This is a genomic window from Streptococcus mitis, from assembly GCF_002096835.1.
GTDB classification, from domain to species: domain Bacteria; phylum Bacillota; class Bacilli; order Lactobacillales; family Streptococcaceae; genus Streptococcus; species Streptococcus mitis_W.
Map to the genome: position 1 here is coordinate 1 of NZ_NCVG01000022.1, position 17,679 is coordinate 17,679.

Genomic DNA, 17,679 nt, shown 5'->3' on the forward strand with positions numbered 1-17,679 from the left:
ACGAAGAAGCTTAATTGGTAGATTGTTTGATAAACATCAGATGATAATACTCAATGAAAATCAAAGAGCAAACTAGGAAGCTAGCCACAGGCTACTCAAAACAGTGTTTTGAGGTTACAGATAGAACTGACGAAGTCAGTAACATATACCTACGGCAAGGCGAAGCTGACGTGGTTTGAAGAGATTTTCGAAGAGTATAAGTCCGATTTTCAAAGCTTAAACAAGTACCTCTCATAAGAAATCTCCTAGTAGGAAGGCGCTACAACCAAAGAAATCCTCTGATATCCATATGATCTATCCCTTTAATGAGTGACCATATTCTCGATAAAAATAAGTACTGAATCCTGTTTCATCAATATAAACAGGCGCTAAGCGCTTTCAACTCTTGTATAAATGGCAGAAAAAATCAAAATTAAACCGCATTTTTTCTTGACAATTATTCCTTTTACGTGTAGAATATAATAGATATTGAACTTGAAGGGAGTGAAAAAAATGTCTAAAACAGTAGTACGTAAGAATGAATCTCTTGACGACGCACTTCGTCGTTTCAAACGTGCGGTTACTAAAGCTGGTACTCTTCAAGAAACACGCAAACGTGAATTCTATGAAAAACCTTCTGTAAAACGTAAACGTAAATCAGAAGCAGCTCGTAAACGTAAAAAATTCTAATTAGAAATGAAAGGCTAGAGAAATCTAGTCTTTTTCTTTTAAATAAATACTCCAAAGCTTGCAAAAATCTGAAATATCCTCCTACAATTTGATATAATAGAGGGAAGAACTCATTTGAAGGAGGAAATGATGTCGGTTTTAGTAAAAGAAGTGATTGAAAAGCTTAGACTAGACATTGTCTATGGCGAACCAGAATTACTTGAAAAGGAAATCAATACCGCGGATATTACGCGACCTGGTCTTGAAATGACGGGCTATTTTGACTACTACACGCCAGAGCGAATCCAGCTCTTGGGAATGAAGGAGTGGTCCTATCTCGTTTCAATGTCCTCTCACAACCGTTACCAAGTTTTGAAAAAAATGTTTCTACCTGAGACACCAGCAGTCATTGTTGCTCGTGGTTTGGTGGTTCCAGAAGAAATGTTAAAGGCAGCCAGAGAATGTAAGATTGCCATCTTAACTAGTCGTACAGCTACTAGTCGTTTGTCTGGAGAGTTATCTAATTACCTGGATTCTCGTTTGGCAGAACGTACCAGTGTTCATGGGGTTTTGATGGATATTTATGGGATGGGTGTCTTGATTCAAGGTGATAGTGGAATCGGTAAGAGTGAGACAGGTCTGGAGCTTGTCAAACGTGGTCACCGCTTGGTAGCCGATGATCGGGTAGATATTTATTCTAAGGATGAATTAACTCTTTGGGGTGAACCAGCTGAAATCTTGAAACACTTGATTGAAATTCGTGGGGTTGGGATTATCGATGTTATGAGCCTCTACGGTGCGAGTGCGGTCAAGGATTCTTCACAAGTCCAGCTGGCTGTTTACTTGGAGAATTATGATACGCATAAAACCTTTGATCGTCTTGGAAACAATGCAGAGGAATTAGAAATTTCTGGCGTAGCCATTCCTCGTATCCGCATTCCAGTGAAAACAGGTCGAAATATCTCTGTCGTGATTGAGGCTGCTGCCATGAATTATCGTGCTAAGGAAATGGGCTTTGATGCGACGCGTTTGTTCGAAGAACGCTTGACAAATCTTATTGCTCAAAACGAGGTGCCTAATGCTTGATCCAATTGCTATTCATCTAGGTCCTCTAGCTATTCGTTGGTATGCCTTGTGTATTGTGACAGGCTTGATTCTTGCAGTTTATTTGACCATGAAAGAAGCGCCTCGAAAGAAGATCATACCAGACGATATTTTAGATTTTATCTTAGTAGCCTTTCCCCTGGCTATTTTAGGAGCTCGTCTCTACTATGTCATTTTCCGTTTTGATTACTATAGTCAGAACTTGGGAGAAATTTTTGCCATTTGGAATGGTGGTTTGGCCATTTACGGTGGTTTGATAACTGGGGCTCTTGTACTTTATATCTTTGCTGATCGTAAACTCATTAATACTTGGGATTTTCTAGATATTGCAGCGCCTAGCGTCATGATAGCCCAAAGTTTGGGTCGCTGGGGCAATTTCTTTAACCAAGAAGCTTATGGTGCAGCAGTGGATAATCTGGATTATCTACCTGGCTTTATCCGTGACCAGATGTATATTGAGGGGAGCTACCGTCAACCGACCTTCCTTTATGAGTCTCTTTGGAATCTGCTTGGCTTTGCCTTGATTCTGATATTCAGACGAAAATGGAAGAGTCTTAGACGAGGTCATATCACTGCTTTCTACTTGATTTGGTATGGTTTCGGTCGTATGGTCATCGAAGGTATGCGGACAGATAGTCTTATGTTCTTTGGACTTCGAGTGTCTCAATGGCTATCAGTTGTCCTTATCGGTCTTGGAATTTTTATCATTCTATATCAAAATCGAAAGAAGGCCCCTTACTATGTTACAGAGGAGGAAAAGTAAATGTTAGAAGTTGCATATATTCTTGTAGCCCTTGCTTTGATTGTATTTTTAGTGTATCTAATCATTACTGTACAAAAGCTTGGACGTGTGATTGATGAAACAGAGAAGACGATTAAAACTTTAACTTCAGATGTAGATGTGACCTTGCATCATACCAATGAATTGCTGGCTAAGGTCAATGTATTGGCAGATGATATCAATGTCAAGGTGGCAACGATTGATCCACTCTTTAGTGCTGTTGCAGATTTATCTCTATCTGTTTCAGACCTCAATGATCATGCGCGTGTCTTGAGCAAGAAAGCTTCATCAGCTGGTTCAAGTTTGTCAGCTCTTCGTCTTGCAAGTAAATTTTTCAAAAAATAAAAAAGGAGAATCCTTATGGGTAAACTATCCTCAATCCTTTTAGGAACCGTTTCAGGTGCAGCTCTTGCCTTGTTTTTAACAAGCGACAAGGGCAAACAAGTTTGCAGTCAGGCTCAAGATTTTCTGGATGATTTGAGAGAAGATCCTGAGTATGCCAAAGAGCAGATCTGTGAAAAACTGACAGAAGTTAAGGAGCAGGCTACAGATTTTGTTCTTAAAACAAAAGAACAGGTTGAGTCAGGTGAAATCACTGTGGACAGTGTCCTTGCTCAAGCCAAATCATGTGCCCGTCAAGCAACAGAAGCATCAAAAGATCAATTCAATAATCTCAAGGAGCAATGGCAAGAAAAAGCCGAAACTCTTGACCAATCAGAAGAGATTGTGATTGATATCAAAGAAGAAAAAATCTAGATTTGACAGAGTTGGATAAAGATTCAAATAGTAGTCGCAAATTTAGTGAAACGTATAAGATAAAACGCATAGTATCAAGGTTTTCATTCAATACCTGATATTATGCGTTTTTTGATTTTAATACTCTTCGAAAATCTCTTCAAACCACGTCAACGTCGCCTTGCCGTAGGTATATGATACTGACTACGTCAGCTCTATCCACAACCTCAAAACAGTATTTTGAGCTGACTTCGTCAGTCTTATCTACAACCTCAAAGCAGTGCTTTGAGCAACCTGCGGCTAGTTTCCTAGTTTGCTCTTTGATTTTCATTGAGTATAAAGACTTTTTGATAAACCTTTTTTAAAACACATGAGTGTTATGATTTTTTATGGTATAATGGCAGTGTTGGAAGTGAAATATTTACATTTTTTTATATTTTACTGATATTTTAGTAATATTAAGCGATCCATTTTTTTCTATGATTAGAAATCAATGTGGTGGTTTATGATCAAGTAGAGGAAAAGCTCTAAAATTTTAGTCAAGAAACGATTTAGTATTCTGTCAAAGAAAAATATTAGAACCCTCTATTTTGTAAAAAATAGTGAGAAAGAAAGTTGGTAAAATGAAAGACATTTTTAATAAACGTCAACGTTTTTCGATTCGAAAGTTTTCTGTTGGAGTGGCTTCAGTATTAATAGGAATTACCTTGTTTACACCATACCAGAGAGTGCTGGCTTCTACGGAAAATAATTTGGCAACAGAGATAGGGGCTAATTCTGAAAGGGAGAATTCGACCCCTACTGTGGAGAAAAAACAAGAGTCTCAAAGTTCACCAGAGAATCGAGGTTCTATTTCCAGTCCAGCCCCAAAAGATACTCCAATAATATCTACAAGAACTACAGAACTTAAGACATCTGGGGAGATGGGCAATAATAGCTTGACCACAAGGGCTTCCGTGGTAGGTGAAGACAGATCAAGCACTCCAGCGGTGAGAGCAGCATCAAATCCTTCCGAGATAAAAAAATATGAATTGACTGAGGAAGATGCTAAAAAAATCAAAGCAGGAGTAATCGGTTCAGAAGGTAATAAGCTTGACAGTTTGTTACTAAACGGCCCTAAGTTAAGTCCAGAAGCTTATACAGATGATGATTACTTGAAGGATAAAGATGAACTTTATATTTATGAAAAAGGCGGGAAAAAGTATGTAGGCTACAATAGTCATCCTATGTTAGAAGATACTGATGGTGATGGTATTATTGACAGTAAAGAAAAGCCAGATGAAAAATTAAAATGGAATGTCAGTGAGCGCGATATGATTATGTTCATGGAATTGTCCTACCGTGATGATAATTATATTGATAGAGTGCTGGATCATAAGAGACCCTTAACAGAGTCAGAGTTATATAAAAAGAATGGTGACAGTAGACCACGTTATGAGTATATGATGATGAATAAGGAATTGGGGCCTTATTGGGAAAGGAAGAAAAGTTACCATACCTCTAGTGGACTAGATGCTGTCTTGTATGAAACTAAGAGTGATTTCTTATATTTACCAAATGGAACTGCACAAGTATTAGCCTTTCGTGGAACAAGTGATGCCAAAGATATAGGAGCTGATATAACACTTGGAACAGGAAGAAATCCTCAACAAGGGATCGATGCAGAAAATATCATGCGCGAACTAGCTAAAGATAAGAGCATTACCAATCTTTATTTAACAGGACATTCTTTAGGAGGATATTTAGTACAACGGGCAATGGTTGAAGCCTATGAGTTGGCATATTCTGACAGCAGAGTCATGTCTCCTAAAGAACAGTTGGCTTATAGAAACTTTTATAATAATGTATTAAAAAAAGGAACAACATTTAATGCCCCAAAAGTAGTGACGAGTTTGGTTTCTGGTCGTGAATTTTGGCAAAAAGGTTTAGATAGCAAAAAAATAGCTAAGTCTGGTAAAATGACTCATTATATTGTTGATAATGATTCGACGATAAGAAAAGGTGTCAGCAATGATAGTGATGTTGTTATCAATGTTGGGCCAACAAGTGGAGGTCATAGTTCACGTTCTTATTTTGAAGCCGATATGATTAATAGACGATCAGAGTTTATATCTGGGAAACGAATTTCCTTAGATGAAACAGGTTATCAAGATAAAAAAATTACAACAGTTAAATCTTTAGAAAAAGTTGGAGAAACTGCTGTATATAGTAAACGCGGAGATGACATCATTAAGTCAACAACTGTTAGTATGAAAGACCCAGATACAGGTCAGATTACAAAAAATACACTTGATGAAGTGTTCAAGAAAGATGGAGCCAAGGCTAAGGTTGTCGTTACGTCAATACAGCCAAGTATTCGTTACGAGAAAGACGCTACAAGAGCCAAAGGTGAAGTAAAAATCACAGTAGCTGGTATTTCAGGCACTAGAACAGTAACCACAACCTATACAGTTAATGCTACAGATGGCAGCCTTATTCCACATGAAGGTCAACCAGTTATCAAACCTTCAACTCCTACAGTGGTCAAAGTGCCAGCTAAGGATGAGGTTGAATACCTCAAAGAAGGCTATGATATTGTTAAGAATACTACAACTTACGCAGTCAATCCAAACACAGGTGTCCTTACCCCAACAGAGAAAAAGGAAGTGTTCAAGAAAGATGGAGCCAAGGCTAAGGTTGTCGTTATGCCAATAGAGCCAAGTATTCGTTACGAGAAAGACGCCACAAGAGCCAAAGGTGAAGTAAAAATCACATCAGCTGGTACGTTAGGAACAAGTACAGTAACCACCACCTACACGGTTAATGCTACAGATGGTAGCCTCATTCCACATGAAGAACCGGCAGTAGTAGTTCCATCAAAACCGACAGTTGTCAAAGTTCCAGCTAAGGATGAGGTTGAATACCTCAAAGAAGTCGATGATGTTGCTAAGAAGACTACAACTTACGAAGTGAATGAAAGTACAGGAGACCTTATTCCAACCGTTAGGCAAGACATTGTCAGTCCAAATGGCGTCAAATCCAAAGTCGTAACCAAAATAATTCCGGTAACAACACGGTATGAAGCAGATAAAACCAAAGATGTAGGAAATACTACGGTTACTAATAATGGATCTGAAGGTAAGATAGTAACAATAACATCAACACTTGTTAATGAAACTAACGGTACAGTAACGGATGGGACACCGGTTGTTAGTAGAACAGAAATGGTACCAAAAGTCGTTAAAGTTGGTGCCAAAGACAAAGTCGTAGAAACTCCTATTGAACCAGAAGTGGAATACATTAAAGATGTTGAAAAAGACTTCGGTACACCAGATCAGCGTACTGAGGGTGAAAAAGGTAAAGCAGTTACTACAACCACTTACGATGTAGATCCAAAGGACGGTCATATCACAGAATACCTTGGTAATCCAGTCGTCACCCCGGCAGGTAAGACAATCGTTAAAGTAGGAGCAAAAACTAAGGTTGAACGCTCTAAAGATCCTGAAGGTCGTGAAGTTATCAACACTACAACTTATGAAGTTGATCCAAAAACGGGTAAGGTAACTCCTATAACAGTTCGAACTGATGGGAAATCGAAAGAAGCAAAAGTAGAGTTAGAACAAGATCCTAAGACAGGTGATGATACAGCAACACCGAAGAAACAAGATGGCTCAATATACGCACCAGGAACTAAGGTAGAAGTCCCAGACGCAGATGGTAAAGGTAAAGTACCGAACAGTGATCTACCAGACGTAGAAAAACTAGGTACAGGTACGACTACTAATCCAGGTAAACCAGCTGTGGAAGTTCCTAATGCAACAACTCCACCTAAAGTAACAATTTTTGAAAATGGTGTATTACCGGATTCAATTGAATTGCCAGAGCTACTGATTGAGGTTCGATGGATTGATGAAGATGGAAATGTATTGAAACCATCCCTTAAGACAGGCAATGAAAAGGATGCGGAACATGGATCAATTTCAGGATATGAATTTGTACGAACTGTGATTGATGAAAATGAACCAGTAATGACTTACATTTTCAGAAAAGCAAGTGGAAGTACAAATCCAAATACAATTCCAGTAACTCCACCTAAAGTAACAATTTTTGAAAATGGTGTATTACCAGATTCAATTGAGTTGTCAGAGCTAATGATTGAGGTTCGATGGATTGATGAAGATGGAAATGTATTGAAACCATCCGTTAAGACAGGCAATGAGAAGGATGCGGAACATGGATTAATTCCTGGATATGAATTTGTACGGACTGTGATAGCTGAAAATGAACCAGTAATTACCCACATTTTCAGAAAAGTAAGTTCAAACATAAATACAATTCCAGTTACACCTGATACTAATGGAAATACTGGTCCCGATACATCTGCGCTAACAACTCCAATTCCAGTTGCGCCAGTCACACCTGATGCTAATGGAGATTCTGGTTACGATACAGCTACACCAACAACTCCAATTCCAGATGAAGTTGCTCCGAATGCAAATCATGAAGATACTCCAGATGCTATTGATAATGGAGTTAAATCAAGTAATTCTCAAACTGTATTACCAAATACAGGAACAGAATCGAATGAGACTCTTGCATCTTTAGGACTTCTTGGCATGTTAAGTGGTCTCGGACTTGCTCTTGGAAAGAAAAAAGAAGACTAAAAATTTAGTCAAAATATGAATGATTCATTGTTAAGTGGACAATGAAATATTAAACAACGGCCTTGTTCCTCATTTCAAGAGGTGCAAGGCTGTTGTTGTATTCTCGAAAAAATCTAGATTTGAGAGAGGTGAACCTCTCTTTTTTATTCAAAACAGCATAACATATTGACATTTTATGGATAATTAAAAATTTCCAACTTTTATTGACGGAAGAAGTTTGTTTTTTGTTGTGTAAATATATTAAAAATGGTATAATCGAGCTGTGATAGCTGTGATAGCTGTGATAGCTGTGATAGCTGTGATAGCTGTGATGTTATTTGCTAATAGCGGTCATCATAGTAATTTTTATAGCTTAACTCTTTTTTAGGAGTTGAAGTTATAAAGGTTGCTTTTTCTATATTATGTTGCCTTTAGGAGGACAAATGGAACACAAATCGAATTCATATAAAGTAAATCGACAGCAACGTGAAAAAGTTTTGCGCTTTTCTATTCGTAAATACAGTTTCGGTGCCGCTTCAGTTGCTGTTGCAGCGCTGATGTTTTTGGGTGCGCGCGTTGCTAGTGCTGATAGTGTAGTTGAAAACACTCCAAAATCTACTGCGGGTGTAGTAAGTCCTAAAGATGAGGCCAAGTCGCCTCAAGGTCTTGCGGAACCTACTGGAAACAAAGTAGATGAAGTAAATAAATCTTTGGGAAATCAAGCGCCTACAGTTGATAAAACTAAGTTGAGAAAAGTAGTTGAACAATTAAATTCTCTTCTTTCAACTAAATTAAACCTTGACGAGTCAGTAGTATCGTCTGTTAAAGACAGACTGCAAAAAGGGAAAGAAGCCCTAGAAAGTTCTGAGCTAGCTCAAAAGGATATTGACGAGCTTGTAGAACTCTTGTCTAAAGATGTGACAGTCGTATCAGCTACTACAGAATCAACTGAGGTTCAAGTAGATAAACAAGTAGATAAAACTGAGAAGCCGGCTGACAACCTAGCGAACGCATCTTCTCCAGAGGTACGAGCAAGCGAAGAGAACCAAAATGTATCAGCTAAAAAAGATTCTTTGAAAGTATCTGTTGATCAATTACAGGCAGCTGTTTTGGAATTGCCTAAGCACGAGACAAGCAAAGAAGTTATTGAAAACGCCAATGAACTATTAGGAGTGGCTCAAGGAGTCCTTGAAAATACAACAGTTTCTCTGAACGAAGTTGAAGAAATGACAAAACGTGTGAAGAGAATGTTTAACTCTGTTAAAATTGCTACTATGCGTTTGACTTCAGGTTCTCATGATCCACGTAATGGTCAAAATATGGGTCAAGGTTCTGATCTAAGATCCGCACCAATTGATAAGACGACTAAACAAGGGAGTCTTGGAATTGTTGTAGCGGACTCTGGATTTATCACAGGATATGCAACACCATCTTCAACAATTGAGATTAAGAGAAATGGCCAAAAGATACTTACGTCTAAACTAGATGATACTGGAGCTTTTAAATTAAACGCACCAGGTATTAAAGTGGGAGATAAAGTTGAATTAGTAGTCAATGGTCAAAGTGTTTATAATACTACAGTAAGTCAAGTAGACACAGTGTCATTTAACGATAGTTTAGCTGGTATTGCTCAAGTCGATGGATATACTGCAACAGAAGCTGATGTTGAAATATCTATTGGTGGAAGAAAATACACAACAAAATCACAATCAAATGGTTACTTTACAGTTAATGTTGATAAGAACTTAATGGTAAAAGATGCTACTATTACTGCAGTAGTTAAAAAGAATGGAAAAGTAGTAGGCTCTGGAACAAGTAACGTTCGTGAAACAAGAGTAACTGACTTCGGGGTTGGTTGGAATAAAAACCCAATGATTAACTATTCAGAGCGTGACGTATATTCACCAGATACGAAACAATATGCTTTCGTAAGTAGGGGGACTGCTGATAAAGCGTATGACAATATTCGTGTGTATCGTGAAGAGCGTATTGAAAAAGATGGAAATAAATATTATTACTGGATGTTAGATTCAGGTCCAGCGGCAAATGCTCAGGCAGGATTGTCTAAGAAAATTTCACTTACGATTCCTCGTACTGTAGGAGATCCGTATGACTTTACTTATACAAAATATCAAGATGGTACTCAGACATCTCATAAGGAATATGCCAATGCAACAGCTTGGGAACATGAAAACTCTAATTATCGTGCGTATGTTAAAAATGGAGAGCGTCGTTCAGGAGCTTCTTATACGGAGAATTTAGGTTCTTGGATGGATTATGCTCATCCAGATAATAACTGGTGGAGAAATATTTATCGTGATTCTAGACAAGATGGTACCAATCGTAATCCAGATGCTGCTTCTCGTGTAAAAGATATGTACGGTATTACAAAAGGCGGTCTTATTTACAACCTTGGTAGAGGTGTTATTGAAGACAAAATGAACGTAGTAAAAGGTCAACGTACGATTATCACTTTCAAAACAAAAATTCTTGAAGGTAATGAGCTAGATCAAAGTATTATGTCAGATTGGAATAATAAAGATAAAAGTAATCCGATGCTTGCTGAGATTAAAAAACGTTTAGCAAATGATCCATACCTAGCATATGGTGGATATACAGACCTTGGTTGGCCTCGATATCAAGAAGGAAAAAATGCCATTATCGGTACCTTACCACTCAAACCTGAAGAAGTCGCTAAATATAACATAAAACCAAAAGCTAAGGAACAAAGTACTAAAGTAGGAGTTATTCCAGACGCTTACAATAGTATTGCGAATCCAAAAGAATTACCTGCGGGTACAACTTATCGTTGGTTTAAAGATCCGGATGTATCAAAACCTACAGCACCAAATCAACCTGTGTACGGTAAAGTAGAGGTTATTATTCCAGAACGTGGAACATTTATTGTAGATGCTCCCGTGCATGTTGTAGATGACAAAGCTCAGACACCAGTAGCCACAGCTAAGGATAATGGGGATGTAACTGCAAAACCACAAGATGCAAAAAAAGTAGATAAAATCAAAGTAAGCTTTACAGGTGAAGATAACAAACCTAAAACAGCTGAAGGAACTAAAGGAGCAAACGGCAAATGGACTGTGAATAATACAGATGTTCGAATTGATCCAAATACAGGGGAAATCACAATCCCAGCTAATAAAGTAAAAGACTTAACAGAAGTTACTGCAGTTACGAAGAATGGAAATGGTGCTGATTCAGATCCAGCTAAAGCAACTGCAAAAGATGTTCAAAAGCCACAAGCTACATTAAACGGTGTTACTTTAACAGAAACAGCAAATACACCAATTTTCACAGTGTATCGTGGTGCTGAATTTAACCCTGAACTTAAGGTATGGGATAACTCAGGAACAATCTCAAAAGTAACAGTAGGAAATCTTCCAGGTGGAGTAAGACCTTCTAGTTTTGCAGCTCAAACAGGTAAAGATGGAAGTTCAGAAGATAAGAAATATACAACTCGTTTATCTTCGGGAAGTGTGGTAGATACTCAAACATTAGGAGAACATATCGGAACCCTTCATGTAGAGGGAAGTAGTCCAGCAGATAGTCGTGACTTGAAATTCAAGTACCGTGTTGTGGATATTACAACTAAGAACCTTGAAGATGGTATCGCAAAAGTTCCTGTAGGCTCAACATTAAATGTACAAAACAGCCGTACAAATGTTGATGCTCACAACTACCTTAAAGTAGTAGATAGTAATGATCAAAGAGATCGTGGAAACAGTTATTTACCTCAAGGTATGGTATGGACATGGAAATCTGGAGATAAGTTAGATGAAGGTACTACATTAGACAATTCAGGTAAATATACAAGAAATGCGGTAGCAAAATTCCCAACTGCTTATACAGATACAAATAGTACAACTAGACCAATATTTGCCCCAGCTGAAATTAAACGTCAAGTAGTTCTTGCGGTAACACCGACAGCACCTAGCGTAGTGGCTAACAAAGATGGTAGCGTGGAAATTACACCACCAAAACGTCCAAATAGCAACACCCCACAAGATATAGATACGATTACATTGACTTATACTCCAACAGGAAAAACAGCTCCTGAAACTGTAAAAGTTACAAAAACAGGAAATAACTGGACTGTAAATGGCAAAACAACGGATAAAGTATCTGTGACACCTCAAGGCGTTGTGAAAATCGCTGACCTTGAAGTAGCGGATGGAAAAGAAGTAACTGCAAAAGTGTCTAAGACAATTGATAACAATGTGGTTCTTGAGAGTCCAGTAGCTAAACAAAATGCAAAAGATGCTCAAAAACCAACATTAACGATTACACCGTCAAGTCAAACAGTCGTTGAAGGTGAAAAAGTAGAATTTATAGTAACAGCAAAAGATAATACTTCTGTTACATTGAATGCTAAAGATTTCTTAGATAAATACTTTGGTCGAATGAATGCAGGTAAAGCAACTTCAACACCAGTAAAAACAACTGAAACAGAAAAAGTTGTTCGTATTTCAATTACAACTTCAGCAGAAGATATCGGTAAACAAAATACGATTACATTTAACGCTGCAGATAATGATGGAAATAATGCAGATCCAGTAAACTTCAACTTTACGGTGACAGCACGTGATACAGTTGGTCCAACGATCACAGCAAATGGAGCAACGGTAACGAAAAATGAACCAATTACTCCAATTTCAGTAACAGCTGTGGATAATCCAGGCGGAGTAGGGTTACGTGATAAGAATCCAATAGAAGTAACAGGATTACCAACAGGATTAACGTATGCGAATAATCGAATCACAGGAACGCCAACAGCAGGAAAAGGAGATTACCCTGTAACGATTACAGCGCATGATAAGAACGGTAACTCAACTACAACGAACATTACGATTAAAGTTCAAGAACAAGCGGATGCTCATAATCCAAGAGGAGAAAGATTAACAGTTGATCAAAATCACGTTATCGAAGATTCAGAAGTTATCGCTAAGGTGAAAGATTACGCACCAGCAACGCAACTAATAGTTAAGAGTAAACCAACAACAGCAGTTGTAGGAAACCCAGAAGATGCAGTAGTAACAGTAACGTATCCAGATGGTTCAAGTGAAGATGTAAATGTACCGGTAACAGTACGTGACGCTTCAGTACCAGATACAGAAGGTCCAACTATTACAGCCAATGGAGCAACAGTAACGAAAAATGAACCAATTAAGCCAATTTTAGTAACAGCTGAGGATAACCCAGGTGGAGTTGGTTTACGTGATGATAATCCAATCGTAGTAGAAGGATTACCAAATGGATTAACTTTCAAAGATGAAAAAATCACAGGAACACCAACAGCTCCAGCAGGCGATTACCCTGTAACAATTAAAGCGTTTGATAAAAAAGGTAATTCGACTACAACAACAATAACTATTAAAGTTCAAGAACAAAAAGATAAGCATAATCCAACAGCTGAAGGCTTAACAGTAAACCAAGGTCAGCCAATTACAGATGATGCAGTAAAAGCAAAAGTAAAAAATTATGGACCCGGAACATTAACGGTTCAAAGTAAACCGAATTCAACGGCAACAGCTGGCAACGCAGGAAATGCGGTAATAACAGTAACGTATCCAGATGGATCAAGTGAAGAAGTAACTGTACCAGTCACTGTAAAAGATGTAACAGGACCAACAATTACAGCTGAAGGTGCAACGGTAACGAAAAACGAACCAATCACCCCAATTCCAGTAACAGTTGCGGATAATGAAGGTGGACGTGGGTTACGTGAAGAAAATCCAGTAGAAGTAACAGATTTACCAGAAGGATTAACTTATGCAAATGGACAAATTACAGGAACACCAACAGCACCTAAAGGTGACTATACTGTAACCATCAAAGCGCATGATAAGGACGGCAATGTAACGACACAAACGATTACAATTAAAGTTCAAGAACAAGCGGATAAATACAATCCTAAGTATGATGATGGAAATGGAATTCCAGGAGCTAAGGTTGAAGTACCAGTAACAGAAGAAACTGGTAAGACAATTCCAGAAGGAACGAAGTTCGAAAGCTTAACACCAGGAATCACGGTTGACGATAAAGGTAAAGTTACTGTAATAATTCCAGAAGACAAGGAACCAGGAGATGAAATCCCAGGTACGATTAAAGTAACGTATCCAGATGGATCAAAAGAAGAGGTACCAGTTAAAGTAACGGTAACAACTCCAGACAAAGACATCTACACACCAGAGTACGACAAAGAAAATGGCAAACCAGGAACTAAGGTAGAAATACCATTAAAAGAAGAAGCTGGTAAGACAATTCCAGAAGGAACTAAGTTCGAAAGTAATACGCCAGGAATCACAGTCGACAAAGATGGAAAAGTAACAGTAACTATTCCAGAAGGAGCGAAACCAGGTGATAAGATTACAGGAGAAATCACAGTAACTTATCCAGACGGTTCAACAGATACTGTACCAGTAGAAGTAACAGTCACAAACCAAGACAAAGACATCTACACACCAGAGTACGACAAAGAAAATGGCAAACCAGGTGGCACTGTTGAATTACCATTGAAAGAAAAAGCTGGTAAGAAAATTCCATCAGGAACTAAGTTCGAAAGTAATACGCCAGGAATCACAGTCGACAAAGATGGAAAAGTAACGGTAACTATTCCAGAAGGAGCGAAACCAGGTGATAAGATTACAGGAGAAATCACAGTAACTTATCCAGATGGCTCAAAAGATATCGTTCCAGTAGAAGTAACAGTTACAAACCAAGACAAAGACATCTACACACCAGAGTACGACAAAGAAAATGGCAAACCAGGAACTAAGGTAGAAATACCATTAAAAGAAGAAGCTGGTAAGACAATTCCAGAAGGAACTAAGTTCGAAAGTAATACGCCAGGAATCACAGTCGACAAAGATGGTAAAGTAACAGTAACCATTCCAGAAGGAGCGAAACCAGGTGATAAGATTACAGGAGAAATCACGGTAACTTATCCAGACGGTTCAACAGATACTGTACCAGTAGAAGTAACAGTCACAAACCAAGACAAAGACATCTACACACCAGAGTACGACAAAGAAAATGGCAAACCAGGTGGCACTGTTGAATTACCATTGAAAGAAAAAGATGGTAAGAAAATTCCATCAGGAACTAAGTTCGAAAGTAATACCCCAGGAATTACAGTCGACAAAGATGGTAAAGTAACGGTAACTATTCCAGAAGGAGCGAAACCAGGTGATAAGATTACAGGCGAAATCACGGTAACTTATCCAGACGGTTCAACAGATACTGTACCAGTAGAAGTAACAGTCACAAACCAAGACAAAGACATCTACACACCAGAGTACGACAAAGAAAATGGCAAACCAGGTGGCACTGTTGAATTACCATTGAAAGAAAAAGATGGTAAGAAAATTCCATCAGGAACTAAGTTCCAAAGTAATACGCCAGGAATTACAGTCGACAAAGATGGAAAAGTAACGGTAACTATTCCAGAAGGAGCGAAACCAGGTGATAAGATTACCGGTAAGGTCATTGTACGTTATCCAGATGGCTCAACGGAAGAAATCCCAGTCACTGTAACGGTTACTCCGAATGCAGATCAGGTAGATACTAAGACTACTATGAATAATGGAGCTGAATCAAATGATTCTCAAAATGTATTGCCAAATACAGGAACAGAATCAAATGCGACTCTTGCCTCTCTAGGACTTCTTGGACTATTGAGTGGATTTGGACTTGTAGCTCGCAAGAAAAAAGAAGACTAAAAATTTAGTCAAATGAACATTCATTCTTTTGTATTGTAAAGATAAACTAGATTAATTCTGGGAACCGTGTTAGTCATAAAATACAAAGAATGTTTAGATAAAGAAAGCGGACAATGCTAGGATTTTGTTGAAGGGAATTCTAAGTATTGTTCGCTTTTGTGGTATAATAATTACTATGCAGAAAAAACCAACGTCAGCCTATGTGCACATCCCATTTTGTACCCAGATTTGTTATTATTGTGACTTTTCAAAAGTTTTTATCAAGAATCAGCCAGTAGATAGTTATTTGGAACATCTGTTAGAAGAGTTTCAATCTTATGATATTCAAAAGTTGAGAACCCTCTATATCGGTGGTGGCACACCGACAGCTTTGTCAGCTTCTCAACTGGAGGTGTTATTGAAGGGCTTGACTAAAAATTTGGACTTGTCTGCCTTGGAAGAGTTGACCATTGAAGCCAATCCCGGCGACTTGGATGCGGATAAGATTGCGGTTTTGAAGAACTCGGCTGTCAATCGTGTTTCACTAGGTGTGCAGACCTTTGATGACAAGATGCTGAAAAAGATTGGGCGCAGTCATTTGGAGAAGGATATTTATGAAAATATCGACCGCCTGAAACTGGCTGGTTTTGATAATATCTCTATCGATTTGATTTATGCGCTGCCTGGTCAGACCATGGAGCAGGTCAAGGACAATGTGGCTAAGGCTATTGGGCTGGATATTCCTCATATGAGTTTGTATAGTTTGATTTTAGAAAATCATACGGTCTTTATGAACCGTATGCGACGAGGAAAATTGCCTCTACCTAAGGAGGAATTGGAGGCTGAGATGTTTGAGTACATCATCGCGGAGCTGGAGAAATCTGGTTTTGAGCATTATGAGATTTCCAATTTCTCCAAGCCTGGTTTTGAAAGTCGCCACAATCTCATGTACTGGGACAATGCTGAGTACTATGGCATCGGTGCTGGGGCATCTGGTTATGTCAATGGCGTGCGCTATAAAAATCATGGTCCCATTCGTCATTATCTCAGTGCAGTTAAAGAAGGCAATGCACGTATCACAGAAGAACACCTGAGTCAAAAAGAGCAAATGGAAGAAGAAATGTTCCTGGGCCTTCGCAAGAAATCAGGGGTCTCCATGGCGCGATTTGAAAAAAAATTTGGACGGTCTTTTGATGGACTTTATGGAGAAATTGTCAGAGACTTGGTTCAACAAGGTCTCATGCAAATAGAGGGAGACCGAGTTCGCATGACAAAAAGAGGTCTCTTTTTGGGAGACACTGTAGCAGAACGATTTATTTTGGAGTAGAATGATGGGCTTAACTTATCAAATGAAAATGAAAATTCCTTTTGATATGGCTGATATGAACGGTCATATCAAGCTTCCAGATGTGATTTTGCTGTCTCTGCAAGTTTCAGGGATGCAGTCGATTGAACTGGGAGTTAGTGATAAGGCCATTTTGGAAGACTATAATCTGGTCTGGATTATCACAGACTATGATATTGAGGTGGTTCGTTTGCCTCGTTTTGCGGAAGAAATCACCATCGAAACGGAAGCTTTAAGCTACAATCGACTCTTTTGCTACCGTCGCTTTACCATTTATGATGAAGCAGGTCAAGAAATCATTCGCATGTTGGCGACCTTTGTTCTCATGGATCGAGACAGTCGAAAAGTCCATGCTGTCGAACCTGAGATTGTGGCTCCTTACCAGTCTGATTTTGATAAAAAGCTTATCCGCGGTCCAAAGTATGCAAATCTAGAAGAGCCAATCAGCAAGGATTACCATGTTCGGTTTTACGACTTGGATATGAATGGCCATGTCAATAACAGTAAATATCTGGACTGGATTTTTGAGGTCATGGGAGCGGACTTTTTGACCCAATATATTCCCAAGAAAATCAACCTCAAGTATGTCAAGGAAGTTCGACCAGGTGGGGTGATTACATCGGCTGTTGAATGGTCTGGACTGGAAAGCAAGCATGAGATTACAAGCGACGGTGCTACCAATGCCCAAGCTATCATCACTTGGCAAGAAATAAAAAAGAATTAGGGAGAAAT

General features: G+C 38.6%; 9 protein-coding genes. All 9 read left to right on the forward strand.

What is annotated here, in order from left to right; translation table 11 throughout:
• Positions 1-492 precede the first annotated feature (492 nt).
• The 9 genes from rpsU to B7699_RS05390 all read left to right on the forward strand — a co-directional run bounded on the left by rpsU (position 493) and on the right by B7699_RS05390 (position 17,671).
• Positions 493-669: a 30S ribosomal protein S21 gene (rpsU, locus tag B7699_RS05350; protein WP_000048054.1), complete on the forward strand. Its 177-nt coding sequence runs from the start codon at positions 493-495 to the stop codon at positions 667-669.
• Positions 670-798: 129 nt separating this feature from the next.
• On the forward strand, positions 799-1,734 hold the full coding sequence (gene hprK / locus B7699_RS05355) for an HPr(Ser) kinase/phosphatase (protein WP_185761115.1): 936 nt from the start codon (positions 799-801) through the stop codon (positions 1,732-1,734).
• The gene (gene lgt / locus B7699_RS05360; RefSeq protein ID WP_084927363.1) at positions 1,727-2,515 is read left to right on the forward strand and encodes a prolipoprotein diacylglyceryl transferase; all 789 of its coding nucleotides are present in this window, start codon (positions 1,727-1,729) and stop codon (positions 2,513-2,515) included. The genes hprK and lgt overlap by 8 nt, the downstream gene beginning before the upstream one ends.
• Positions 2,516-2,878 carry a DUF948 domain-containing protein gene (locus tag B7699_RS05365; protein WP_084927364.1) on the forward strand — a complete coding sequence of 121 codons (363 nt, stop codon included), beginning with the start codon at positions 2,516-2,518 and terminating at the stop codon, positions 2,876-2,878. It abuts the gene before it with no gap.
• A 15-nt stretch (positions 2,879-2,893) separates the two neighbouring features.
• Positions 2,894-3,289 carry a YtxH domain-containing protein gene (locus B7699_RS05370; RefSeq protein WP_084927365.1) on the forward strand — a complete coding sequence of 132 codons (396 nt, stop codon included), beginning with the start codon at positions 2,894-2,896 and terminating at the stop codon, positions 3,287-3,289.
• A 602-nt stretch (positions 3,290-3,891) separates the two neighbouring features.
• The gene (locus B7699_RS05375; protein WP_084927366.1) at positions 3,892-7,911 is read left to right on the forward strand and encodes a YSIRK-type signal peptide-containing protein; all 4,020 of its coding nucleotides are present in this window, start codon (positions 3,892-3,894) and stop codon (positions 7,909-7,911) included.
• 422 nt (positions 7,912-8,333) lie between these two features.
• Positions 8,334-15,623 carry a YPDG domain-containing protein gene (locus tag B7699_RS05380; RefSeq protein WP_158086281.1) on the forward strand — a complete coding sequence of 2,430 codons (7,290 nt, stop codon included), beginning with the start codon at positions 8,334-8,336 and terminating at the stop codon, positions 15,621-15,623.
• A 175-nt stretch (positions 15,624-15,798) separates the two neighbouring features.
• Positions 15,799-16,929 (forward strand): radical SAM family heme chaperone HemW, encoded by a 1,131-nt coding sequence (gene hemW / locus B7699_RS05385; protein WP_084927368.1) that lies wholly within the window; start codon positions 15,799-15,801, stop codon positions 16,927-16,929.
• 4 nt (positions 16,930-16,933) lie between these two features.
• Positions 16,934-17,671: an acyl-[acyl-carrier-protein] thioesterase gene (locus tag B7699_RS05390; RefSeq protein WP_084927369.1), complete on the forward strand. Its 738-nt coding sequence runs from the start codon at positions 16,934-16,936 to the stop codon at positions 17,669-17,671.
• The last annotated feature ends 8 nt before the right edge of the window (positions 17,672-17,679 follow it).